This window comes from Georgenia sp. Z1491 (assembly GCF_057652395.1).
This window is the reverse complement of record NZ_CM172729.1, coordinates 2382525-2406232: the sequence shown is the minus strand read 5'-3', so window position 1 is coordinate 2406232 and position 23708 is coordinate 2382525. Positions and strand designations below refer to the sequence as shown.

Annotated in this window: 24 protein-coding genes and 1 pseudogene; 15 read left to right on the top strand and 10 right to left on the bottom strand. The window is 74.4% G+C overall.

What is annotated here, in order from left to right:
* The first annotated feature begins 4 nt into the window (after positions 1–4).
* From AC24HA_RS11105 to AC24HA_RS11080, 6 genes and pseudogenes are all read left to right on the top strand, one after another.
* Positions 5–1231, top strand: coding sequence for a tRNA (adenine-N1)-methyltransferase (locus AC24HA_RS11105; RefSeq protein WP_425709577.1), 1227 nt, complete (start codon positions 5–7; stop codon positions 1229–1231).
* A pseudogene (gene arc, locus AC24HA_RS11100) lies at positions 1173–2900 on the top strand (proteasome ATPase); the annotation flags it as partial. The gene AC24HA_RS11105 and the pseudogene arc, both read left to right, overlap by 59 nt.
* Before the next feature lie 163 nt (positions 2901–3063).
* Positions 3064–4629 carry a depupylase/deamidase Dop gene (gene dop / locus AC24HA_RS11095; protein ID WP_425709579.1) on the top strand — a complete coding sequence of 522 codons (1566 nt, stop codon included), beginning with the start codon at positions 3064–3066 and terminating at the stop codon, positions 4627–4629.
* Between the two features lie 88 nt (positions 4630–4717).
* Complete coding sequence (locus AC24HA_RS11090) at positions 4718–4906, top strand: ubiquitin-like protein Pup (RefSeq protein WP_425709580.1); 189 nt, start codon at positions 4718–4720, stop codon at positions 4904–4906.
* A complete protein-coding gene (gene pafA / locus AC24HA_RS11085; RefSeq protein WP_425709581.1) occupies positions 4903–6312 on the top strand; it encodes a Pup--protein ligase in 1410 nt (469 codons plus the stop codon). The genes AC24HA_RS11090 and pafA overlap by 4 nt, the downstream gene beginning before the upstream one ends.
* The gene (locus AC24HA_RS11080) at positions 6309–7364 is read left to right on the top strand and encodes an FKBP-type peptidyl-prolyl cis-trans isomerase (protein ID WP_425709582.1); all 1056 of its coding nucleotides are present in this window, start codon (positions 6309–6311) and stop codon (positions 7362–7364) included. Before pafA ends, AC24HA_RS11080 begins: the two co-directional genes overlap by 4 nt.
* A gap of 82 nt (positions 7365–7446) precedes the next feature.
* On the opposite strand, the gene AC24HA_RS11075 is transcribed toward AC24HA_RS11080, so the two are convergent.
* The 7 genes from AC24HA_RS11075 to AC24HA_RS11045 all read right to left on the bottom strand — a co-directional run bounded on the left by AC24HA_RS11075 (position 7447) and on the right by AC24HA_RS11045 (position 12867).
* A complete protein-coding gene (locus AC24HA_RS11075) occupies positions 7447–7932 on the bottom strand; it encodes a DUF7507 domain-containing protein (protein ID WP_425709583.1) in 486 nt (161 codons plus the stop codon).
* The gene (locus tag AC24HA_RS11070; protein WP_425709584.1) at positions 7929–8732 is read right to left on the bottom strand and encodes a hypothetical protein; all 804 of its coding nucleotides are present in this window, start codon (positions 8730–8732) and stop codon (positions 7929–7931) included. Before AC24HA_RS11070 ends, AC24HA_RS11075 begins: the two co-directional genes overlap by 4 nt.
* Positions 8729–9466, bottom strand: a complete 738-nt coding sequence (locus tag AC24HA_RS11065; RefSeq protein ID WP_425709585.1) for a signal peptidase I — start codon at positions 9464–9466, stop codon at positions 8729–8731. Before AC24HA_RS11065 ends, AC24HA_RS11070 begins: the two co-directional genes overlap by 4 nt.
* Positions 9463–10314, bottom strand: coding sequence for a hypothetical protein (locus tag AC24HA_RS11060; protein ID WP_425709586.1), 852 nt, complete (start codon positions 10312–10314; stop codon positions 9463–9465). The genes AC24HA_RS11065 and AC24HA_RS11060 overlap by 4 nt, the downstream gene beginning before the upstream one ends.
* The gene (locus AC24HA_RS11055; RefSeq protein ID WP_425709587.1) at positions 10311–10940 is read right to left on the bottom strand and encodes a hypothetical protein; all 630 of its coding nucleotides are present in this window, start codon (positions 10938–10940) and stop codon (positions 10311–10313) included. Before AC24HA_RS11055 ends, AC24HA_RS11060 begins: the two co-directional genes overlap by 4 nt.
* A gap of 127 nt (positions 10941–11067) precedes the next feature.
* A complete protein-coding gene (locus AC24HA_RS11050; protein WP_425709588.1) occupies positions 11068–11778 on the bottom strand; it encodes an alternate-type signal peptide domain-containing protein in 711 nt (236 codons plus the stop codon).
* Between the two features lie 477 nt (positions 11779–12255).
* Positions 12256–12867, bottom strand: a complete 612-nt coding sequence (locus tag AC24HA_RS11045) for a nucleoside/nucleotide kinase family protein (RefSeq protein WP_425709589.1) — start codon at positions 12865–12867, stop codon at positions 12256–12258.
* A gap of 93 nt (positions 12868–12960) precedes the next feature.
* Here AC24HA_RS11045 and hisF point away from each other — a divergent pair, with 93 nt between their 5' ends.
* On the top strand, positions 12961–13731 hold the full coding sequence (hisF, locus tag AC24HA_RS11040) for an imidazole glycerol phosphate synthase subunit HisF (RefSeq protein ID WP_425709590.1): 771 nt from the start codon (positions 12961–12963) through the stop codon (positions 13729–13731).
* Between the two features lie 12 nt (positions 13732–13743).
* Here the strand turns inward: hisF and AC24HA_RS11035 are convergent, their stop codons facing one another.
* From AC24HA_RS11035 to AC24HA_RS11025, 3 genes are read right to left on the bottom strand one after another with little or no spacing between them, the layout of a single operon-like run.
* Positions 13744–14538, bottom strand: coding sequence for a ferritin-like domain-containing protein (locus AC24HA_RS11035; RefSeq protein ID WP_425709591.1), 795 nt, complete (start codon positions 14536–14538; stop codon positions 13744–13746).
* Between the two features lie 11 nt (positions 14539–14549).
* Positions 14550–15515: a serine/threonine-protein kinase gene (locus AC24HA_RS11030; protein ID WP_487563502.1), complete on the bottom strand. Its 966-nt coding sequence runs from the start codon at positions 15513–15515 to the stop codon at positions 14550–14552.
* Positions 15512–16348 carry a TIGR03085 family metal-binding protein gene (locus tag AC24HA_RS11025; protein ID WP_425709593.1) on the bottom strand — a complete coding sequence of 279 codons (837 nt, stop codon included), beginning with the start codon at positions 16346–16348 and terminating at the stop codon, positions 15512–15514. Before AC24HA_RS11025 ends, AC24HA_RS11030 begins: the two co-directional genes overlap by 4 nt.
* Before the next feature lie 75 nt (positions 16349–16423).
* Between AC24HA_RS11025 and hisI the strand changes: the two genes are divergently transcribed.
* From hisI to lgt, 8 genes are all read left to right on the top strand, one after another.
* Positions 16424–16825 carry a phosphoribosyl-AMP cyclohydrolase gene (gene hisI / locus AC24HA_RS11020; protein ID WP_463648381.1) on the top strand — a complete coding sequence of 134 codons (402 nt, stop codon included), beginning with the start codon at positions 16424–16426 and terminating at the stop codon, positions 16823–16825.
* Positions 16822–18483: an anthranilate synthase component I gene (locus AC24HA_RS11015; RefSeq protein WP_425709594.1), complete on the top strand. Its 1662-nt coding sequence runs from the start codon at positions 16822–16824 to the stop codon at positions 18481–18483. The genes hisI and AC24HA_RS11015 overlap by 4 nt, the downstream gene beginning before the upstream one ends.
* Positions 18480–19178 carry a Trp biosynthesis-associated membrane protein gene (locus AC24HA_RS11010; RefSeq protein WP_425709595.1) on the top strand — a complete coding sequence of 233 codons (699 nt, stop codon included), beginning with the start codon at positions 18480–18482 and terminating at the stop codon, positions 19176–19178. Before AC24HA_RS11015 ends, AC24HA_RS11010 begins: the two co-directional genes overlap by 4 nt.
* A gap of 44 nt (positions 19179–19222) precedes the next feature.
* Positions 19223–19591: an HGxxPAAW family protein gene (locus AC24HA_RS11005; RefSeq protein WP_425709596.1), complete on the top strand. Its 369-nt coding sequence runs from the start codon at positions 19223–19225 to the stop codon at positions 19589–19591.
* A complete protein-coding gene (gene trpC, locus AC24HA_RS11000) occupies positions 19588–20400 on the top strand; it encodes an indole-3-glycerol phosphate synthase TrpC (RefSeq protein WP_425709597.1) in 813 nt (270 codons plus the stop codon). The genes AC24HA_RS11005 and trpC overlap by 4 nt, the downstream gene beginning before the upstream one ends.
* 97 nt (positions 20401–20497) lie before the next feature.
* Entirely contained in the window at positions 20498–21742 is a 1245-nt protein-coding gene (gene trpB, locus AC24HA_RS10995; RefSeq protein WP_487563631.1) for a tryptophan synthase subunit beta, read from the top strand.
* Positions 21743–21747: 5 nt separating this feature from the next.
* On the top strand, positions 21748–22542 hold the full coding sequence (gene trpA / locus AC24HA_RS10990) for a tryptophan synthase subunit alpha (protein ID WP_425709599.1): 795 nt from the start codon (positions 21748–21750) through the stop codon (positions 22540–22542).
* Complete coding sequence (lgt, locus tag AC24HA_RS10985) at positions 22539–23549, top strand: prolipoprotein diacylglyceryl transferase (protein ID WP_425709600.1); 1011 nt, start codon at positions 22539–22541, stop codon at positions 23547–23549. Before trpA ends, lgt begins: the two co-directional genes overlap by 4 nt.
* The last annotated feature ends 159 nt before the right edge of the window (positions 23550–23708 follow it).

The following is a 23708-nucleotide window of genomic DNA, read 5'->3' as shown; positions in this document are numbered from 1 at the left end:
GGCCGTGACCACCGAGCCCCAGACCGATCCCGACCGCTCCGACCGGCCGGGCGGCCCAGGCCCACGGCGCGGGCCGCTGCGGGCGGGGGAGCGCGTCCAGCTCACCGACGTCAAGGGGCGCCACCACACCGTGCTGCTCACCCACGACGGCTACTTCCAGTCCCAGCGCGGCTCGTTCCACCACCGCGACCTCATCGGCAGGCACGAGGGCACGGTGCTCAGCACCCCGACCGGGCACGACCTGCTCGCCCTGCGCCCGCTGCTGGCCGACTACGTGATGTCGATGCCACGCGGCGCGGCCGTCGTCTATCCCAAGGACGCCGGGCAGATCGTCCAGATGGGCGACATCTTCCCCGGCGCGCGCGTCGTCGAGGCCGGGGTCGGCTCGGGCGCGCTCAGCATGTCGCTGCTCTCGGCGATCGGCGAGTCCGGGACCCTGCACTCGGTGGAGCGGCGCGCGGAGTTCGCTGAGATCGCCGAGGCGAACGTCGACTCCTGGTTCGGGGGCCGCCACCCCGGGTGGACCGTCACGGTCGGCGACCTCGCCGACGTCCTGCTCGCCCACGAGGCGGGCACCGTCGACCGGCTCGTCCTTGACATGCTCGCACCCTGGGAGAACATCGCTCCCGCCGCGCACGCGCTCGCGCCCGGGGGCCTGCTCATCGCCTACGTGGCCACGACGACGCAGCTGAGCCGGGTGGTCGAGGACCTGCGGGCCAGCGAGCGCTTCACCGAGCCACGGCCGTGGGAGTCCATGGTGCGCGGCTGGCACATCGAGGGACTCGCGGTCCGGCCCGACCACCGGATGGTCGCCCACACCGGCTTCCTCGTCACCGCGCGCGCCCTCGCTCCGGGATCGGCGCCCCCGCAGCGCACACGGCGGCCCGCCAAGGGCGCCGGACCGCTTGGCGCCGGTGCGTCGACGACCCCCGCCGCGCGGACGTCGCGACACGCCCCGCCCGTCGGTGTGGACTCCGGAGAGCACGCCGCGAGCCGCGGTGACGAGGCCGATCCGGCCGACGGCGACGACTGGACCGGCGCGCTGTCCGCCGGCGAGCGGACGATCTCCGTGAAGAAGCTGCGCCGCGTGGGGCGGGACGTGCGTCGCCGGGCCGAGATCGAGGAGTCCGGGTACGCCTCCCGGCCCGCCGCGCCCGGACAGGAGCCCGAGCATGGGCCGGGACCCGAGCCAGCAGCCGGGTCCGGACCCGATTCGTTTCCCGAGGAGTGATCCTCGTCCTGGCGGATCGCCGCGTTCGGCATACGCTGGATATCTGCAAGGTGACGGGAGCGTAATGACGCAGGAGATGTACGGCGAGGCCCGGGCCCGCGAGCTCGAGCAGCAGGCGATATCGCTCGCCGCGAAGAACGAGCGGCTCACGGAGTCGCTCGGCAAGGCGCGGCAGCGCCTGGTCGACCTGCAGGAGCAGGTGGACTCGCTCACCGCGCCCCCCAGCACCTACGGCACGGTCGTCGACGTCGAGCCCGTCGACCGGGTCGCCGACGTCCTGGTCGGCGGCCGCCTCATGCGGCTCACCGTGTCCACGGTCGTCCCCGTCGGCGCCCTGCTGCCCGGTCGGCGGGTGGTGCTCAACGACCAGCTCGCGATCGTCGCCGCGGCCGGCTACGAGCCCAACGGCGAGGTCCTCTCCGTCAAGGAGGTCCTCCCGGACCACCGGGTCCTCGTCATCGGGCGGGGCGACGACGAGCGCGTCCTCACCGTCGGCGGCACGCTGCGCGAGACCCGGATGCGCCCCGGCGACCTCGTACGCGCCGACCTGCGGACCTCGTTCGTGCTCGAGCTCGTCCCGCGTGCCGAGGTCGAGGACCTGCTCCTGGAGGAGGACCCGGACACCGAGTACGCCGACATCGGCGGTCTCGGCCCGCAGATCGAACGCATCCGTGAGGCCGTGGAGATGCCGTTCCTGCACCCCGGCCTGTACGCCGAGCACGGTCTGCGCGCGCCGCGCGGCGTCCTGCTCTACGGCCCCCCGGGCAACGGCAAGACCCTCGTCGCCCGGGCTGTGGCCACCTCGCTCGCGCGCTCCGCCGCCGAGGAGTCCGGCGCCGACCGCGCCCACTCCTACTTCCTGTCGGTCAAGGGTCCCGAGCTGCTCACCCGCTACGTGGGCGAGACCGAGCGGCAGATCCGGGTGATCTTCTCCCGTGCGCGCGAGAAGGCCCGCACGGGCGTGCCGGTCATCGTCTTCTTCGACGAGATGGAGGCTCTGTTCCGCACGCGCGGCTCCGGCGTGTCCTCCGACGTCGAGACGACGATCGTCCCGCAGCTCCTCGCCGAGATCGACGGCGTCGAGGCCCTGGGCAACGTCATCGTCATCGGGGCCTCCAACCGCGAGGACATGATCGACCCCGCGATCCTGCGGCCCGGCCGGCTGGACGTGAAGATCCGCATCGGGCGCCCCGACGCCGAGGGCGCCCGGGAGATCATCTCCAAGCACCTCACCCCCGACCTGCCGATCCACGCCGACGAGCTCGCCGCCCACGGCACGCCGGAGGCGGCGGTGGCCGCGATGGGCGCCGCCGTCGTCGACGCGATGTACGCCGCGGACGACTCGACCGCCGTCCTGGAGCTGACGTTCGCCTCGGGCGACCGCCGGGTCCTGCACGTCGGCGACCTCGCGTCGGGCGCGATGCTCGCCTCGATCGTCGACCGGGCCAAGAAGCGGGCCATCCAGGACCTCGTCGCCGGCCGCGGCCGCGGTCTGCGCACCGACCACCTGCTCGCCGGCCTGCGCACCGAGACCCGCGAGAACGAGGCGCTGCGCACGACGATCAAGCCCGCGGACTGGGCCCGGGTCGAGGGCGCCGACAGCGAGCCCGTGACCGCGATCCGCCAGCTGCCGTCCCGCGGCGCCCACGCCCCGGGTCGCGCCGCGGACGGCCCGGGAACGCACGGAGACCCGGCGCCGCGGGACGCGGACGGTCGCGCCGCGGAGCGCGACGACGAGCGCCCGGCCGGGCCGACGGACACCCGCCGCGTCATCGACGACGTGCCGACCACCGGCGGCTACCTGTGAGCGCGTCATGACGGTGCGCCGGATCATGGGCACGGAGACCGAGTTCGGCGTGCTCGACCACACCGACCTGGCCGCGAACGCGGTCCGGCTCTCGACCCGGGTGGTGCACGCCTACCAGGGCGCCGACGGCACCGCCGCCCACCCGAGCGCGCGCTGGGACTACGTCACCGAGGACCCGCTCAACGACCTGCGCGGCCACCGGGTCCCGCGGGCCTCGGCGCACCCCTCGCAGCTCACCGACGATCCGGAGCGCCCCGCGCCCGCGGGCCCGGCCCAGCAGGTTGAGCGCCCGAGCGTCGAGGAGCTCGACCTGCCCGTGGCCGGCAACGCCCTGCTGAGCAACGGCGCGCGGCTCTACGTGGACCACGCCCACCCCGAGTACTCCGGCCCCGAGACCGTCGGGCCGTTCGAGGCGCTCGTCCACGACCGGGCCGGCGAACGGGTGGCCGTCCGGGCGATGCACGCCGACGGCGGCGAGGGCCTGACGCTGTACAAGAACAACGTCGACGGCAAGGGCGCAAGCTACGGCACGCACGAGAACTACCTCCTCTCCCGCGACGTCGACCTCGGGGACCTGGTCCGCTACCTCACCCCGCTGCTCGTCACCCGACAGGTCGTCGCCGGCGCGGGCCGGGTCGGTCTCGGCCAGCGCAGCGAGCGGCCCGGCTTCCAGATCGCGCAGCGCTCCGACTACGTGGAGAACGACGTCGGCCTGGAGACGACCTTCAACCGGCCGATCGTCAACATGCGCGACGAGCCCCACGCCGACGCCGGACGGTACCGCCGGCTGCACGTCATCGGCGGGGACGCCAACCTGTTCGACGTCCCGTTCGTCCTGCGTACCGGCACGGTCGCGCTCCTGCTGTGGCTCCTCGAGCGCGGCCAGGTGCCGATCGGGCTCGACACCCTCGTCATCGCGGCACCGGTGCCCGAGGTCCAGCGCATCAGCCACGACCCGACGCTGCGCCACCGGATCGCCATGCGGGAGGGGCCCGACCGCACGGCGCTCGACATCCAGCGCACCTACCGTGACATCCTCGCGCACGCGGTCGACGAGGCCGGTGGCCCCGACGCCGAGACGTCCCGCGTCCTCAACCTGTGGTCGCACGTGCTCGACACGCTGGCCACGGACATCGACGCCGCGGCGCCGGACGTCGAGTGGGTGAGCAAGCTGCAGCTCCTCGAGCGCATGCGCGAGCGCGACTCGCTCGGCTGGGACAGCCCGCGTCTGGCCGCGCTCGACCTCCAGTGGCACGACCTGCGCCCGGAGCGCTCGGTCGTCGCCCGCCTGGACGCGGCCGGACGGGTGACCCGGCTGGCCGACGAGGACGCGGTGCGTCGCGCCGAGCACGAGCCCCCGGTCGGCACCCGGGCCTACCTGCGCGGAGAGGTCCTGCGGCGCTACCCGAGCCAGGTCACCGGCGCGGGCTGGGCGAGCGTCGTCCTCGACCTGCCCGGGCGCGAGCGGCTCGCCCGTGTCACGCTGCCCGAGCCGGCGCGCGGCACCCGTGAGCTCGTCGGAGAGCTGCTCGACGCGAGTCCCGACGCGGCCGCGCTCCTCGACGCCCTCACCGGTGGCCCGGCCGGCTGACCGGCGGGCCCCACGACCACCCAGGACCACCACCCAGCACGACCACCGCGGACGCCGCCACCGGCGTCCGCACAGGAAGGATCCCGACATGTCGGAGCAGGACCAGACCCGCACACCCCGTCCGGAACCCGCCGGCGACGACGGACCGGCGCCCGCCCCGGCCCAGCGCGCCGAGCAGGTCTCCCGCGTGGACGACATCCTCGACGAGATCGACACCGTGCTCGAGACCAACGCCGAGGCCTTCGTCCAGGGCTTCGTCCAGAAGGGCGGACAGTGACGGCCGACGAGGCCGCGCCCCACGACCACCCGCTCCGGCGACTCTTCGGGGTCGAGACCGAGTACGGACTCACCTTCTTCCCCGACGACCCGGACCACGTCCTCAGCCCCGACGAGGTCGCGCGCCACCTCTTCCGCCCCGTCGTCGAGCGGGGCCGGTCGACGAACGTGTTCCTGCGCAACGGCGCCCGCCTCTACCTCGACGTCGGCTCGCACCCGGAGTACGCGACCGCGGAGTGCGACGACGTCGTCGACCTCGTGGTCAACGACCGTGCGGGCGAGGCCACCCTGATCGAGCTCGGCGAGCGCGCCGAGGCCTCGCTGGCCGCCGCCGGCACGCCTGGCACCCTGCACCTGATGAAGAACAACCTCGACACGCTCGGCGCCTCCTACGGCTGCCACGAGAACTACCTGGTCCGACGCCGGCGCGACTACCGCGCCACTGCGGAGTCCCTCGTCACGTACTTCGTCACCCGACAGGTCCTCACCGGCGCGGGACACCTGCGGCGCCGGCCCGGCGGCACGGTCGCGTGGGCCTTCTCCCAGCGTGCGGACCAGACCTGGGACGCCGTCTCCGCGGCGACGACCCGGTCACGCCCGATCATCAACACCCGTGACGAGCCGCACGGCGACGCCGAGCTCTACCGGCGCATGCACGTCATCGTCGGCGACTCCAACGTGGCGCCGGCGACCACCCTGCTCAAGGTCGGGTCCGCGGAGCTGCTCATCGCCTGCGTCGAGGACGGCATGCGGCTCGACGACCTGGAGCTCGGCGAGCCCATGCGTGCGATCCGCGAGATCAGCCACGACATCACCGGGAGCGTCGACGTCGAGCTCGCCACCGGCCGCCGGCGCACCGCGGTCGACATCCAGTCCGAGCTGCTCGACCGCGTCCGCGACCACATCGACCGGCGCGGGTGGGACCCGATGCTCTCCGACGGCCGCCGCCGCGTGCTGGACCTGTGGGCGCGCGGTGTCGCGGCACTGCGCGACGGCGACCTCTCGCCCATGGCGACCGAGCTCGACATCGCGGCCAAGCGCGCGCTGGTCGACCGCTACTGCGCGCGCAACCGCGTGGCGCTGGACGACCCGCGCGTCGCCCGCCTCTCGCTGGCCTACCACGACATCACGGCCCACGGCCTCGGGCGCCGCCTGCTCGAGGGCGGGCTGCTCGCGCCCGTGGGCACGGACGAGCAGGTCGAGACCGCGCGCACCGTCCCACCGGCCACGACCCGCGCGGCCCTGCGCGGGAGGTTCGTCGGCGCCGCCGAGGACTCCCGGCGCGACGTCGCCGTCGACTGGGTGCACCTCAAGCTCGTCGACGCCGCGCAGCGGGCCGTCGCGCTCAAGGACCCGTTCCGCGCCGTCGACGACCGGGTGGACGCGCTTCTCGCGGAGATGGCGTGACCGGACGGATGCGTGCTTCGACCGCGCGCGTCTCGGCCGCGGGTGGCCCGACCGCGCGTGGCCCGGCGCTGCGCGTCGCGGCCGCCACCTGCGCGCTCGCCCTCGGGCTCGGGGCCTGCGGTCCCGGCGAGGACGGGAGCACCGGGGAGTCCGGTAGCGAGGCACCGTCCGGGGCCGGGCCGGCCTCAGAGGTGCCGGGCGTCTCGGTGGCCGGAGCGCCCGGGCACCCCGTGGTCGTCATCGACACCCCGCTGCCCGTGACCGACCCGGTGGCCGCCGTCGTCGACGAGGGCGACGGGCGGGCGCTCACCGCGGGCGGTCCGGCGCTGCTGGACGTGGCGGCCTGGGACGGGACGACCGGTGCCAGCTCCTCGCCCGGCGAGGACGTGCCGCCCCGCCTGGCCACGGTGTCCGATGCGGACGTCGGCGCGACGCTGGCGGAGATCCTGCCCGGGGTGCCCGAGGGCAGCCGGATCCTCGTGGCCGAGCCTGTCGACGTCGAAGGGGCGCTGACGATGCAGGTGGTGGTCGTCGACGTCCTGCCCACCGTCGCCGGCGGCGCCCCGGCCGAGAGCGCATCGGGGGAGGCCGGGTCGGGGGAGACGGGGTCGGCCGGCTCGCCGTCCGCGGGGCCGGAGAGCCCGAGCGAGGGCGACGGCGGCGACGGCACTGCCGGCCCGACGGTGGGCAGGGGAGCCGACGGCGCGCCCGTGGTCGGGATCCCGCCCGGCGACCCGCCGACGGACCTGGACAGCCGCGTGGTGGTCGAGGGGGACGGGGCGACGGTCCGGCCCGGTCAGGAGCTCGTGCTGCAGACGCTCACCCTCGACTGGGCCACCGGCGAGGTTTTCTCGTCGACCTGGGCGGACGGGGCCCCGACGACGGCCGGCGTCGGCGAGCTCGCGGAGGGCGTGCGCCTCGCGCTGCTCGACCGGCGCGTGGGGTCCCGGGTCCTCGTCGTCGTGCCCCCGGGGCTCGGGGACGGCGAGCACACGCTCGTCGTCGTCGTGGACGTGCTCGCGGCCTCCGGAGGGGACGACGTGGTCCGCTGAGCGGCGCGGGGGCATGGACCGGTGAAGGCGGGGGCGTGGACCGGTGAGGGGGGATCCCGGTCCACGCCCCGCTGTGGCGGGCTCAGGGCCCGCCGAGCACCGCCGTGACGGTGCAGATCATCTGCTCGGTGGGCACGAGCGTGGTCAGCGGGCACTCGACGGCGGCACCCTCGCTGTCGGTGAGGACGATGTCGGTGACGTCGACGTCGCCCGTGTTCGTTACGAAGTAGCTCCACGCGACCATCGCGTCCTCCGCGACGAGCTCGGGCAGCGGGTCGTACTCCACCACCGTGATCGACGCCTCGCCGGGGTCGTCGGGCAGTTCTTCGGCGGGTGGGGCAGCCGGGTCCGGGGTGGGAGCGGGGGCGGGCTCGGGTGCGGGGGCGTGTGCTGGATCGGGCTCCGTTGGGGGACCAGGTGTCGGTGCGGGCTCCGGTGACGGCGCGCCCTCGCCGGCCTCGGGCCCGGGCGTGCCCGCCTCGGCGGTCGCAGCGGACCCGACGGCCCCCAGGAGGAGGACGGTGACGGCGAGCAGCGCACCCGCGGCCGGACGACGTGCGGTGGTCATGAGGACGCTCCCGTCCCGCCGGCGCCGAACCGCTGCCGTGCGGCCCGGGCAGCGAGCCCGCCGCCTGCGAGCGCGGCCGCGATCATCAGCGTGGTGAGGATGTCCGGACCTGTCTGTGGCAGGGCCACGGGGCCGGCCGCTCGCGGACCTGCGACCGGCAGCCCCCCGGCGGCGGTGCCGCCGCCGGAGACCCCGCCGCCCGCCACACCGCTCGTGGCAGGCGTCGACACGGGGCGCTCGGGCGGCGACGTCGGCGTCTCGCCGGGGGGCTCGGTCGTCGGGACCTCGGGGGTGTCCCCGGTCATCGTCACACGGACGCCGAAGCTCGCACCTCGCGCGCCGACCTCCGAACGATTGCCGGAGGTCGCCTCGACCGGGAAATGAAGCTCGAGAGGAACGTCGACGATCTCGCCGCGCTCGATCGGGGCCTCGACCAGGGCGGTGTCGACGCCGAGGAGCGACGTGACCGGGTGGTCGTTGATCGTGACGTCGTCGAAGAACTCGTCGAGCTCGCCCATCTGCGTGACGTCGACGATGTCGACGGTCATGGTGGCGGCGGTCGGACCATCGTTCCGCACGCGAAATGTGCGCTCGATATCGCCGCCGGGCACGATCACAGCGTCGAACAGCTGGACCGTGACCACGGGGGCAAACCCCTCGCCGACGTCGATGACGATGGCGTCGGCGGCGGACGATGGGTCGTCGGCGGCGGCGCTGCCCGTGGCGAGGACCCCGAAGCCAAGGGTGAGTGCGCCGATGGCCGCGCCGCGGCGGCGTGCGGACCGCGGGTGGTGTCTCATGTCGTCGCGACCTCGGTTCGGCTCCGGCTCGTGGGGGCGTCGGCGGGAGCAGGCGCGGGGGTGTCTACATCGGTGGGCCCGGCATCGGTGGGATTGGTTCCAGCGGCGACCGGCCTGGTTCCCGTCTCCGGGTCGGCCTGTTGACCGGCGGCGGCCTTGTCATCGCGGGACGGCGGCGTCGTCCCACGGTCCGTCTCCTCGGCGTCGTCGGCCTCGTCGTCCTTCCCCCGACCGCCGAGGATCGAGGACAGCACGAGCCACGCGAGGATCGCGATCGCCGCGCCGCCGAGCCAGGGCCGCACCTCGGGCTGCGTGAGGTGGCCGACCCACGGGACCCCGTAGATCACCTGTCCCTGGATCTGCTCCATCGTCACCGGGTCGTCGACCGCGTCATTGGCATCGCCCTGGGTGGTCACGCCGAGGGCGCCGTCGTTCCCGACGGTGACGCCGATGATCCGGTGCGTGACGAGTGTCGGGTCGCCAGACACCGGCTGGACTGTGACGACGTCGCCGATCACCGGGTCCGCGTAGTCGGGGTCGACGACGACGACGTCGCCGGGGGAGTAGGTCGGCTCCATGGAGCCAGACAGGATCGTCAGCGGGACCCAGCCCATGAACCGGGGCACGATGAAGGCCGCGGCCGCGACGAGAACGGCGAGCACGGCGACGACGGCGATGAATCCGCGTGCGACGCCGCCCCACAGCTCGTGGCGTCCGGAACGGGTGGTGCTCATGGTGTGACCTCGATGACGGGGGTGAGGACGACCTCGATGTCGTCGGCGGTGAGGGTGTCGTGGACGGTGACCGCCCAGTCCTCCTGGGCGGAGACGTCGCCGGCCTCGGAGGTGCCGCTCGCGCTCACGCTGCCGGATCGGTCCGTGGTGGCGGCCTCGAGCTCGAGGCACAGCAGCGTGGAGGTGTCGAGCTCGAGCTCGACCGGCGTGCCGTCGTCGACCGGAAGGTCGACGTCGGTGACCGAGCACTGCTCCGGTGCCGTGACCGTGTAGACCTGCATGCGCCAGGCGAGGTCCGGCACGTCCGTCATGAGCGAGACGTCGAACGTCGCGAGCTCGTCCTCCGTGAGGCCGTGCTGGATCAGCGATGCACCGCGGCCGTGCGCGTTGATCTGGTAGACGAGCTCGGCGGGCAGGTCGATTCGGACGGGGGCCGGGGGCTCCTCCGGCGCGGGCGCCTCTGGAGAGGTCTCGCCCGGTGCCGGCTCGTCCTGGGTCGGCCCACCTGGTGCGTTCGGGCCGTGGCCGGCGGTGGCGGACGCGGGGGAGCCCCCGGAGGGGGACTCGGTAGAGCCGGCGCTCGCGGACTCGGCTGGGCCGTCGGTGGAGGACTCTGACGGTCCGTCGGTGGGGGACTCGGCGGGGCCCTGGCTCGGGGCCTCGTCCGGCCCGTCGGTGGCGGACTCCGCGAGACCGCGGGCGGGGTCAGAGAAGCGCTCGGCCCCGATCGATCCCTCGCCGCTCGCGCTCGCCGTCCACAAGGCGAGCGTTCCGGCCGACGCCGCGGCGCCGAGGACACCGGCAGTGACGAGGGCCAGCAGCGCTCGGTCGCGTCGCGTGGCGCTCATGACGCCTGCTCCAGCGTGAGGTCGCCACGCACCGTGACGACGTCGAGCTCCGCGGGGTCGCCGGGCGCAAGGGGGTACGGGTTCTCGACCAGTACGTAGAGGAACCAGTCGGCGCTACCGTCGAGAGAGTCGGGCAGGTCGGCCTCCGTGAGGCCCTCGCGGGTCGCTTGCGCCGCCGACGACGGACCGAACACGTGGCCGGGGATACCGTCGGCGATCGCGGCCCGCGGGTCGGTGATCGCGGGGTCGGTCGAGACGAACCACTGGTACGGGTAGTCCAGGTCGGCCGAGAGGGTGACGTCGACGGTCGCGTCGGCGACGAGGTTGTGGCCGTCGAGCGCGAGGTCGAAGCCCTGGACGGCCCAGGCGTGCTCGCCCGAGCCGAGCACGCCCTGCTCCTCGGCGTCCACGTCCGTGGTCCACTCGAGGTCTCCGACGGAAGCTGCGTCCAGGTCTCCGGCGGTGATGGAGCTGCCGGAGCCTGCCGCGACGTCGGTGCTCCACAGCGCGTACGTGCTCGCGCCACCCAGGACGGCGACGCCGGCGGCAGAAAGTGCCAGCGCGGCGGCGGGGCGCCGGACGGTGGGTCTGCGCCGAGCGGTGGTGCTGCGACGGGCGTCGGGCATGGGGTCCTCGATCGGGGGTCTCGAAGGGTGAAGGCCTGATGCGGTGCGACGGCCGGGCGGCCGGCCCCCCCCGGAAAGGGGAGGCCGACCGTCCGACCGATCGTCGGTCTGTCCCGCGCGGTGCGGGTCAGGGGAGGGAGCGGCGGGTCTGCTCGAGCTCGACGTTGAGGTTGTCGAGCGCGGTGGAGGCCTCGGTGCTGGTGGTGCCGGAGGTGGCCTCGTCGAACTCCGCGAGGACGACGAACGTCAGCTCCGTGTCGTGGGCGAGGACCGGCCAGCCCGGGTCGGGCGTGCCGGCGCCCTGACCGGACTGCGGAGCCTGGAATTCCAGCTCGATGACGTCGTCGAACGAGGCGCTGGTGACGATCCACTGGTTGGTGGTGTTGTTGTAGACGCCGTAACGGACCGTGAGGCCCTCGAACTCACCGGCGTAGTCCGCCGAGGGACCGATTGTCAGGTCGGCACGGAGGTTGTCGCCCTCGAGGTCGAGGACGATGGACTGCTCGCCGACGATGAAGTCGCCCGGGACCACCCGGTAGGTGTCCATGTCGTTGATCGGGTGAGCGAAGTCGTGGCGCAGGGTGGGCAGGTCGAAGTCCCAGCCGGGGGTGCACCCGAAGAATGGGATGCAGACCGGCGGCACCGAGAAGTTGTCGATGTTGAAGGTGGTGTCGTGCCACTGGAAGGCACCCTGGGTCTCGACCTCGAGGTTACCGGCGGTGATCGTCCCGGCGTCGATGGTGTCGGAGTCCGACCAGAGGGCGAACGTGCCGCCCGAGCCGAGGGCAACAGCTGCGGCGGCGGCACCTGCGAGGGCGCCGACAGTCTTCTTGCGCACGATTGTGCTCCATTCATGGGTGGGTGCGAGGGGAAAGGGGATATGTCGGTGCAGTCATTGCTCCGACGCGACGAAACGTAGCAGGGAATGCGGGCCCTGCAAGAGCTGGCCGAACTGTCGAAATGCCGTGCCGGCGAGCTGCGCCGCGGTCGTGATCCGGCGCGATCCTGCCGCTCCCGGGCGGTGACGTGGGTGACGTCGAGGACCGTCGAGACGGCGTAGGGCCTGTTGTTCCAACGATTATGGGCGGTGGTTCCACTGGATCTGGACACCGTCTCGACGCTGCGTCCGTGCGGTCCTGGCGGGGTGCAGCGCTCGTCTGGCATTCACCTCGTGTCTTTCTGGCAATGGTCCGATCGCGCGTCGACGGCGTATCGGCGCATTGTTTTCTCAACCTGGACGGAAATGCGCGCTCAGAATGCGCGAGGGCATCCCCGTCAATACGGAAACCGTCACCGGGGCGGGCGGTCGGACGACCTATTCCGACGCGGTGAGGCGCAGGTCGGCATACCGGTACGGGGCCGCGAGAGCGAGGGCCTCGTCCTCCTGGCGCGCCCAGGTCTTCCACCACGAGCTCACGTCGCCCTCGCGGGCCTCGGCGCGCGCCCGGCGCATGGCCTCGGGCTCGTCGAGCCACGCCAGCGCGTCGAGGTGGTCGTGCAGGAGCGTGGCCCCGCATCCCTCGACGACGACGAGACGCGGGTGCGGTCGGCCCGGTGCCGGGACGACCCGGACCGGCCCGGGGGCCGAGCGGTGCCAGTCCCAGGTCGGCGCGGAGCCGGCCTCGCCCCGGCCGAGAGCGGCCAGCACGGGGCGCACGGCCTCGGCCCCGGCCCGCAGGCCGGTCCAGCCCTGGTAGTGGTCGTCCAGGCGGACGAGCGCGACACGGCCTCGGTACGGGGAGCGGCGCTCGAGGATCGTCACGACGTCGCTCGCGAGCGTCGACTTGCCCGCTCCGGACCGCCCGTCGATGCCGAGGACGACGGTGCGCCGATCGCGCGCCGGGGTGCCCGCGGGGGCGTCGCCGTCGTCGCGCGACCCGACCTGCTCGAGCACGAGGTCGGCGACCAGGGAGGCGGGCGTGGGCATGGCGTGCCAACCTACCGGGCGCCGCGGCGGGCGCGCGCTCGTGCTCGGTACGGTGGGAGGGAGGCGCCGCCGGCGCCACCTGGAGGAAGCACCATGTCGCTGGCCGTTCGCGTGATCCCCTGCCTGGACGTCGCCGCGGGCCGCGTCGTCAAGGGCGTGCGGTTCGAGGGGCTGCGGGACGCGGGCGACCCGGTCGAGCTCGCCCGCCGGTACGACGCCGACGGGGCCGACGAGCTGACCTTCCTCGACGTGTCTGCCTCGGTCGAGGAGCGCTCCACCACCTACGACGTCGTGGCCCGTACGGCCGAGGAGATCTTCGTGCCGCTGACCGTCGGCGGGGGCGTGCGCACCGTCGACGACGTCCACCGCCTCCTCACCCACGGGGCCGACAAGGTGAGCGTCAACACGGCCGCCGTCGCCCGGCCCGAGCTCATCTCCGAGGTCGCCGACCGCTTCGGCTCGCAGGTCCTCGTCCTCTCGGCCGACGTGCGACGCACCACGGGCGAGACCATCACCGACTCGGGCTTCGAGGTGACGACGCACGGCGGCCGGCGCGGGACCGGGACGGACGCCCTCGAGTGGTGCGTCCGAGCGGCCGAGCTCGGCGCCGGCGAGATCCTGCTCAACTCGATCGACGCCGACGGCACCGAGGCGGGCTTCGACCTCGAGATGCTCCGGGCCTTCCGCAGCGAGGTGCGGGTCCCGCTCATCGCCTCGGGCGGCGCCGGGTCGGCCGAGCACTTCGCGCAGGCCGCCCACGCGGGCGCCGACGCCGTGCTCGCCGCGAGCGTCTTCCACTTCGGCACGCTGAGCATCGGCGGCGTCAAGGACACGATGCGCGGCGCCGGCGTCGAGGTGCGCTGAGCGCGCGGCCGCTCAGGCGGGCACGCCCTCGGCCTCGAGCGCGTCGTCGAACACGGTGACGCCCGCCATGCCCGGCAACCGCGCGATGTTCTGGTCGATGCGCCGGACCTCGGCCCGTCCGTCGGGCTCGGAGAACAGGTGGCCCATCACGTGGCGGACCTCGGTGCGGCCCATGATGCTCGTGCCGACCGGGCGCCAGAACCGCTCCAGGGTCAGCCGGGCCACCCTGCGGGCCGGCTCGCTGGCGGTGAGACGCTCCCTGGCCCGGGTCGCGTAGAAGGCGACGTGCCGCGTCTCCTGTTGGGCGATGCGGCGCAGCAGGACGGCGAGGACCGGGTGCCGCTCGAGGTCGGCCATCCGTCGGTAGGCCGCGACGGCGGACCACTCGTTGGCCGCGCCCCAGAGCATGTGGGTGGCGACGAAGTCGGCGCCCACGAGGTTGGCGAGCACGGACTGCTTGAGCGAGGACAGCGCCTCGCGCCAGCCGAGCTTCGTCCGCCTGGCCTTGAGCTCGTCGTAGTCGACGGTGATGTCGTGGGCGGCGAGGACCGCGGCCAGGGCCTCGCCGTGCCAGAACTCCTCGCGGTTCCACATCGTCATGAAGCCCGCCACGTCGCCCTCCCGGCTCGACGGGGTGACGAGCAGGTCCCGCAGGTAGCAGACCGTGTGGTACTCGACGTCGCACATGTACCGCAGGCAGCGCAGCGAGTCCTCGGGCAGCGGGTCGTCCCGGAAGGAGCTCATGTCGAGGTCCTCGAACCGCACGGGCGTGCTGTCCGCGGCGAAGGTGTCGATGTCGAAGGTCATGCGTGTGCTCCTCAGCCGGCGGCCCGGTCGAGGTCGGCGCGCTCGTCGAGCGGTCCGGCCGGCCGGACGGGACGTGGTGGTCGGACGGGTGCCGTCGGTGGGACGAGGGGACGTTCGCGGCGTAGCGCGGCCGCCAGCGGCCCGTGCCCTGCGAGGCCCGGGAGCGCCACGATCGGGGCGTCGGCGTCGCGCACGACCCGCTCCCCGCCGGGGCCCGCGAGCAGGACGCGCAGCAGGCGGTGGCTCGCGCGGGCGCGGAGACGGCCGGGTCGCAGCGGGTGGAAGCCCCGCGTCAGCAGCGCCCGCACGAACCGGGTCGCGCACGCGTCGTCGTCGAGCCGCATCGCCGCCTCGGCCCGGAAGAAGGCCACGTGCTCCACCCGCCGCTCGCGCACGGGGGCGAGCAGCTCGTCGAGCCCGCCGCCGGCGAGCCGGGCGAGCCGGTCGTAGGCGACGAGCACCGCGCTCTCCTCGGCGAGGCCCCGGGCAGCGTGCAGCGCCGTCGTCGGCTCGCCGAGGAGTGTCGTCCACACGGGGGCGACGTGCTGGGCGAGCAGGTCCTGGGCGTGCGCGACCCGGTCGAGCCGCGTCGGCCGCTCGTCCTCGGGGACGCGGCCCGGCCCAGGGCCGTCGAGCGCCCGCGTCAACCGGTCGGCGAACCAGTAGCGGTCGTGCGCCCAGGTCGTGAGGAACGCGGTGTAGCGCGCCTCCCGGGAGGTCGACGTCGCGAGCACGCGGCGCAGCGTGTCGGTCGCGGTCCGCTCGAGGTCGCGCAGGTAGGTCAGGGCGCCGCGGTGGTGGGGGTGGAGAGCGGTCGGCCCGAACGGCGCGGGCACGGGTGGCCGGTGGTCCCCGAACGCGGTGCGGGTGAACCGGGCGACGTCGAAGCTCGTCGTGCGCACCGGTGCGACCGTTCCGTCGGCGCTGTGCAGGAGGCCGGGCCGCCCCCCGGCCGGGGTCGCTCGCGCATCGGTCACCACACGTCCAGGTTAGGTGGTGCTCCGCGTTCCGGGCTCTGCTCCTCGCGACGCCCGGGCTCTGCCCCTCGCGACGCGGAGCCCTCCGCCGACCCGGCGAGGCCCTCCGCCGACCCGGCGAGCCCTCCCGACGGTGCGACGGGGCCCGCGTCGCCGGGCACGTCCCCGGACAGGCCCGCGAGGAACCGGTCGATCGTCTCCGGCCGGCCCTCGAGCGTGACCTGCGCCGCGCGCCGGCGCCCGTTCGCGTGCAGCGCGAGCTCGACCGGGTCACCGACGACGGCGACCGCGTCCGCGCCCCGGCGCACGGTGGCTCGCGGCCCGCCGGGGACCACGAGCACCACGCCGGTGCCGCTGCTGCGGTACATGAGGCCCGCGGTGGAGCGCACCCGCTGCCACAGCTCGCGCAGCAGGTCGGGGGTGAGGTCGTCGCGCGGCTCCGCCGGTTCCGAGGCGCCGTCCGCGTCGCGCGGCCCACGCCGGACGTCCTCGTGGTGGACGACGAGCTCGACGAGGTTCGTCGTCGACTCCGCCAGCCGCAGGGGCGACCACCGCGGCGGGCCCGTGGCTACCCGTGCCGCGAGCGCCCGGTAGCCGACCGGGTCCAGCGCGTCCGCGACCAGGCGCTGGAGATGCGGCTCCCGGCCGGGCTCGGCGCCGGAGAGGAGGTCCCGCAGGACGAGGTCGGGCCGGCGCTCCCGCAGCACGAGATGAGCGGCGAGGTCGACGACCCGCCATCCGGCGCAGAGCGTGGGTGCTCCGGGATCGGCGGCGGCCAGCGTCCGTGCGATCGCGGCTCGCTCCACGTCCACCGGTCGTCGCTCGTCGCTCACACGAGGACGCTCCCACACGCGCGGCGGCCGCGCACGCCCGACAAGGCGGCACCCCTGTCGTGGCACCATGAGGCGGTGCCCGACCTGAGCGAACCGACGCCCGACGGCGCCGCGCCGACACCCCTGCTGGACCCCGCGATCGCCGACCGGCTGCGCCGCGACCCCCACGGCCTCGTGTGCGCGGTGGTGCAGGACGCGACGACGCTCGGCGTCCTCATGGTGGCCTGGATGAACGACGAGGCCCTGCACCGGACGCTGACCTCGGGACGGGCCTGGTACTGGTCCCGCTCCCGCGCCGAGCTGTGGCGCAAGGGGGACACCTCGGGGCACGTCCAGCACGTGCGCTCGGTGGCCCTGGACTGCGACGGGGACGCGTTGCTCGTCGTCGTCGACCAGGTCGGTCCCGCCTGCCACACCGGGACGACGAGCTGCTTCGAGGCCGGCGGTCCGCTCCCCGTGACGGGGGCCGGCCGATGACCCGCCCGGACGGCGCCGCCGCAGCACCTGGCCAGGAGCCGCCCGAGGACCCGACCGGGGCCGGGGCCGAGCAGCCGGTCGAGCCGGCCTGGGGCGAGACGTGGCCGAGCCTGCCGCGGTTCCGCGAGCTCGCGCGCGACCGGCGGGTGATCCCGGTCGTCCGCAGGCTCCTGGCGGACGACGTCACGCCGGTCGGCGTCTACCGGCGGCTCGCCGCCGGCAGGCCCGGCACGTTCCTCATGGAGTCGGCCGAGGCCGGGCGCTGGTCCCGCTGGAGCTTCGTCGGCGTGGGCTCGCGCGCGACGCTCACCTCGCGGGGCGGACGCGCGGCCTGGCGCGGCGACGTCCCCGTCGGGATCCCCACCGACGGGCCGGTCCTCGAGGTCCTCGCCGCCGCCCTCGACGTCCTGGGGACCCCGGCGATCCCGGGCCTGCCCCCGCTGACCGGCGGCTTCGTCGGCTCGCTCGGCTGGGACGTCGTCCACGAGTGGGAGCCGACGCTGCCGCGCGTCGCGCCGTCCGACGACGACCTGCCCGAGGTGGCGCTGTGCCTCGCGAGCGACGTCGTCGCCCTCGACCACCTGGACGGGACCCTGTGGCTCGTGGCCGACGCGGTCAACACCGACGGCTCTCACGAGCGCGTGGACGAGGCGCACGCGGACGCCGTGGCACGCCTGGACGCCATGCAGGAGGGGCTGCTCGCCCCGGCCCCGGCGCTCGCCTCCGTCCTCGACCCCGCCGGCGAGCTGCCCGAGGTCACCGCGCGGTTCGCCGACGAGGACTTCCAGGAGGCGGTCCGGGTGGGCAAGCAGCGGATCGTCGACGGCGACATCTTCCAGGTCGTCCTGTCCCAGCGCCTCGACGTCACCACCGACGCCGACCCCCTCGACGTCTACCGGGTGCTGCGCACGGTCAACCCGAGCCCGTACATGTACCTGTTCGCCCTCGACGACGGCATCGGCGGGATGCTCCACGTCGTCGGCTCCTCCCCGGAGACCCTCGTCAAAGTGAGCGGCGAGGAGGTCATCACGTTCCCGATCGCCGGCTCCCGGCCCCGCGGCACGAAGCCGGCCGAGGACCGCGAGCTCGCCGAGGAGCTGCTCGCGGACCCCAAGGAGCTCTCCGAGCACGTCATGCTCGTCGACCTCGCGCGCAACGACCTGTCCAAGGTGTGCCGGCCCGAGACCGTCGAGGTCACCGAGCTGATGGAGATCAAGCGCTTCAGCCACATCATGCACATCAGCTCCACGGTGACCGGTCGGCGACGCCCGGACGCCACCGCCCTGGACTGCCTGCGCGCCACGTTCCCCGCCGGCACGCTCTCCGGCGCGCCGAAGGTCCGGGCGATCGAGATCATCGACTCGCTCGAGCCCTCGCGGCGGGGCGTGTACGGCGGCGTGGTCGGGTACCTCGACCTCGCGGGCGACGCCGACCTCGCGATCGCCATCCGCACCGCCGTCCTGCACGGCGGACGCGCCTCCGTGCAGGCCGGCGCGGGCGTCGTCGCGGACTCCGTGCCCGCCACGGAGCTTCAGGAGGCGACGAACAAGGCCGCCGCCGCGCTGCGCGCCGTCCGCCTCGCCTCGCGGCTGCGCCCGGCCGCGGCCGGGTCTCCCGCCCGTGACGACCACGGGGCCGCGCCGGAGGGCACGCCATGAGGAGCGACCCGGCGAGCACGACGGCCCGGCGACGCACCGGCTCGGGGCCCGGCCGGGGGCAGCTCGTCCTCATGATCCTGCTCGTCGTCGGCGCCACCTTCCTGCTCGCCCTGCCCACGTGGGCCATCGGGAGCGTGGAGACGGCCACGGGCGAGGCGGACCTGAGCGCGACCGGCATGTCGGGCGCCCCGGCGGTGTGGGCCGGCGCGCTCGTGGCGGGGGCGGCGGCGCTGCTGGCCGCGCTGTCGGGCCGCGTCGGCACGATCGTCGCCGGACTGGCCACGTTCGTCGCGGGAGTCGTCGTCGCGCTCGGCGGCCTGGGGGCGGTCCGCGACCCGGCCGCCCTCCTGCACGCCGAGGCACGCCTGCTCACCGGCACGAACGCGCCCACCGTCGACGCCGCAGCCACCGAGGTCTGGCCCTGGGGCGTCCTCGTCACCGGGTTCCTCCTCGCGGGCGCGGGCGTTCTCGTCATGGCCGGGTCAGCTCGCTGGTCCGCCGCCGGCCGCCGGTTCGAGCGCGCCGGGGGCCGCGCCCCCGCCGGCACCCGGGACGGCGCACCCGGCGCGGCGGGCGCCTCCTCGGCGGTGCCGACCGGTTCCGCCTCCGCGGCCGCCGACGCCGCCCGCGACCGGTACGTCGACGACTGGGACGCCCTCGGACGCGGCACGGACCCCAGCGTCGACGACCGGTAGGCTCGGGGAGGACGTCCCCGACCCGACCCCATGAAGGAGCAGCCGTGACCGGCACGAGCCTCGAGCAGCACCAGACCGGCTACCGGCTGCCCGTCGCAGCCCCGCCCCACAACGAGGGCAAGACCGTGGCCGGCTGGGCCGTGATGATCATCGTCTCCCTCGGCGTCCTCGTCTCCTGCGCCGGCCTCGTCGTCGACGCACCCGTGATCATGTGGGTCGCGGGCCCGGTCGTCGCCGTCGTGGGGCTCGTCGTCGGTCTCGTGCTGCGCCTGACGGGCCGGGGCCAGGAGCGCCGCACCGCTCCCGCCCGCGACTGGTACGAGTCGCCGGAGCAGGAGCGCTCCGCCGGCGGCCGCGAGCGCGCCGCCGGGGCCGACGCGCGCACCATCGAGGAGGAGGCCCGAACCCGATGAACGTGCTCGATGACATCGTCGCGGGCGTGCGCGAGGATCTCGCCCGCCGCGAGGCCGAGCTCCCGCTGGAGAAGGTCAAGGAGATCGCCGGACGCCGGCCCGCCGCGCGGGACGCGGTCTCGGCGCTGCGCGGCGACGGCTCGGTGACGATCATCGCCGAGTGCAAGCGGCGCAGCCCGTCCAAGGGAGTGCTCGCCGACGTCCCGGACCCCGCCGTGCTCGCTGCCGCCTACGCCGACGGCGGCGCCGCCGCCATCTCGGTCCTCACCGAGGAGCGCCGGTTCGGCGGCTCGCTCGCCGACCTGGACGCCGTGCGCGCCGTGGTCGACGTCCCCGTGCTGCGCAAGGACTTCATCGTCACCCCCTACCAGGTGTGGGAGGCCCGGGCGCACGGCGCCGACCTCGTGCTGCTCATGGTCGCCTCGCTGGAGCAGACCGTGCTCACCTCGCTCGTCGAGCGCGTGCACTCCCTGGGCATGACCGCGCTCGTCGAGGCCCATGACCGCGAGGAGGCACTCCGGGCTCGCGACGCCGGCGCCCGCGTCATCGGGATCAACGCCCGCAACCTCAAGACGCTCGAGGTCGACCGGTCGGTGTTCGACCAGGTCGTCGACGTGGTCCCGGACGGGATCGTCAAGGTCGCCGAGTCCGGCGTCGCCTCCGTCCACGACGTCCTGGACTACGCGCGTCAGGGGGCCGACGCCGTGCTCGTCGGCGAGGCCCTGGTCACGCAGGCCGACCCGCGCCGGGCCGTGGCCGACTACGTGGCGGCGGGCGCCCACCCGTCGCTCAGCGCCGGCCGGGACTGACCGGCGTCCACCGGGACCGCCCGCCGGCGGCCCCACGCACCACCGGCCGCGCCCGACGGCGCCGGCCGCGCTGACTCGGGCGCGCGCCCGGAAGGAGCTGCACGTGCAGTACACCGACGACCCGGGCAAGCTGTCCGAGGCGCACGGACCCTACTTCGGGCAGTTCGGGGGCAGGTTCGTCTCCGAGGCGCTCATCGTCGCGCTCGACGACCTCACCGCCGCGTGGGAGGAGATGCGGGACTCGCCGGAGTTCGCCCGCGAGATGGGCGAGCTGGCGGCCACCTACATCGGCCGCCCGTCGCTGCTCACCGAGGCGCCCCGGTTCGCCGAGCACGCGGGCGGCGCACGGGTCCTGCTCAAGCGCGAGGACCTCAACCACACCGGTTCCCACAAGATCAACAACGTCCTCGGCCAGGGTCTGCTGACGAAGAAGGTCGGCAAGACCCGCGTCATCGCCGAGACCGGGGCCGGTCAGCACGGCGTCGCCACCGCCACCGCGGCCGCCCTCATGGGACTCGACTGCACGATCTACATGGGCGCCGAGGACGTGCGTCGACAGGCGCTCAACGTCGCCCGGATGCAGCTGCTCGGCGCCGAGGTCGTCTCGGTGACCAACGGCTCGCAGACCCTCAAGGACGCCATCTCCGAGGCCTTCCGCGACTGGGTGACGAACGTGGCCACGACCAACTACGTGTTCGGTACCGCCGCGGGGCCGCACCCGTTCCCCGAGCTCGTCCGCGACCTGCAGAAGGTCATCGGCGAGGAGGCCCGCGAGCAGGTGCTCGAGCTGACCGGTCGGCTGCCTGACGTCGTCACGGCCTGCGTCGGCGGCGGCTCCAACGCGATCGGCATCTTCAACGCCTTCCTCGACGACGAGGGCGTGCGTCTCGTCGGGCTCGAGGCGGCCGGCGACGGCGTGGAGACCGGCCGGCACGCGGCCGCGATCGGCGGCGGGCGCCCGGGAGTCTTCCAGGGCTCCCTGTCCTACCTGCTGCACGACGACGACGGGCAGACCATCGAGTCGCACTCCATCTCCGCCGGGCTGGACTACCCGGGCGTCGGGCCGGAGCACGCCTGGCTCGCCGACCTCGGCCGCGCCGAGTACCAGCAGGTCACCGACGCCGAGGCCATGGACGCCTTCGCCCTGCTGTCGCGGACGGAGGGCATCATCCCGGCCATCGAGTCCGCCCACGCCCTCGCCGGCGCCCTGCGCATCGGCCGCGAGTGGCAGGACGCCGGTGGGCAGGGCAAGCCGCCGGTGATCCTCGTCAGCCTGTCGGGCCGCGGGGACAAGGACATGGAGACGGCGATCGAGTACTTCGACCTCGGGGGCGAGAAGTGAGCAACGTGACCGCCGGGGACCGGATCGACGCCGCACTGGCGCAGGACCGGGCGGCCCTGGTCGCCTACCTCTCCGCCGGCTACCCCGACCTCGACGGCTCCGTGCGCGCGGCGGAGGTCGCCGTCGAGCACGGCGCGGACGTCATCGAGCTCGGCCTGCCCTACTCCGACCCCGGCATGGACGGGACGGTGGTCCAGCGCTCCGGTGAACGGGCGCTCGCGGCCGGCACGCGCACGCGCGAGGTGCTCCTGGCCGTCGAGCAGGTGGCCGCGACCGGCGCGGCCGTGCTCGTGATGACCTACTACAACCCCGTCTACGCGTACGGAGTGGAGCGCTTCGCCGCGGACCTTGCGTCCGCCGGCGGGGCCGGGCTCATCACGCCGGACCTCGTCCCGGAGGAGGCCGGCCGCTGGTCCGCCGCGGCGGACGAGCACGGCCTGGACAAGGTGTTCCTCGTCGCTCCCGCCTCGTCGGACGAGCGGCTGCGCACGGTGGCCTCGGCCTCGCGCGGGTTCGTCTACGTCGCGAGCCGCATGGGCGTCACGGGCGTGCAGGACTCGCTCGCGGAGGGCGGGGACGAGCTCGTGGCGCGCACCCGTGCCGCGGGGGCGGACCGTGCGTGCGTCGGCATCGGCGTCTCGAACCGGCAGCAGGCCGCCCGGGTGGCCGCCTACGCCGACGGCGTCATCGTCGGCTCCGCGCTCATCCAGGCGCTCGGCGAGGGTGACGCCGCCGGACTCGACGCGCTCGGGGCGCTGACCGCCGAGCTGGCGCAGGGCGTGCGCGAGGGCCGGGCATGATTCCCGGCGCCCAGGCCGCACTGGCGAGCGCCGGGGCCTGGGCCGGAGTGCGCGGCATCCCCAGCCCTCCGGAGAACGTCTGGTACCTCGGGCCGTTCCCGCTGCGCGCGTACGCGCTCGCGATCATCCTCGGCGCGGTGCTCGCCTGGTGGATCCTCGACCGGCGGTACACCGCCAAGGGAGGGCCGGCCGAGACCGCGCTCGACATCGCCCTGTACTGGATGGTGCCGTTCGGCATCGTGGGCTCGCGGATCTACGAGATCGCCGTCAACCCGCAGAACTACTTCGGCGAGGGCATCAGCCCGTGGGAGATGTTCAAGGTCTGGGAGGGCGGCCTCGGCATCATGGGGGCCGTGACGTTCGGCGCGCTGGGCGCCTACCTCGGGCTCAGGCGGCGCGGGCTGCGGATCGGCCCGTTCGCCGACGCCCTCGCCCCGGGCATGCTCGTGGCCCAGGCCGTGGGCCGGCTCGGCAACTACTTCAACCAGGAGCTCTACGGCACCGCGACCGACCTGCCGTGGGGTCTGCGGATCGACCGCGAGCTCCCGGAGCTCGTCCACCCGACCTTCCTCTACGAGGGGCTGTGGAACCTCGCCGGGGCGCTGGTCCTCGTGCTCGCCCAGCGCCGCCTGCGGCTCGACGGCGGACGGGTCTTCTGGCTCTACGTCATCATCTGGCTCACCGGTCGCACGCTGACGGAGTCCCTGCGCACCGACCCCTCCAACCTCGTCGCCGGCATGCGGATCCACCAGATCATCGCCATCGCCGGCTGCGTGATCGGCGTGGCGATGATCGTCTGGCTCACCCGCCGGGCGCGGGCGACGCCCGACCGGGACGAGATCTGGCTCCCCGGTCGCGGCCCGCTCGCCACCGCGGAGGGCCCCTCCGCCGCCGGCGCCCCCGCCGTCGGCGACACCGCCCCGGAGGGGGAGGGCACGGTCGCCGACGCCTCCGCCACGGGGGAGAGGGCCGCGTCCGACGACGAACCGGAGCGTGCCGGTCCTTGACCGGATCATGACGCGACCGTCGATTGTTTCGGCGAAACATCGACGAAACACGACGGCAACCCCCGTCCGACGATCCGGCGTCCTCGTGCGGATCCGCGCCGTCCCACAGCCATGGGCGGGTAGTGCCATGAAACGGCCAAGTCTGCGTATCGTGCTGTC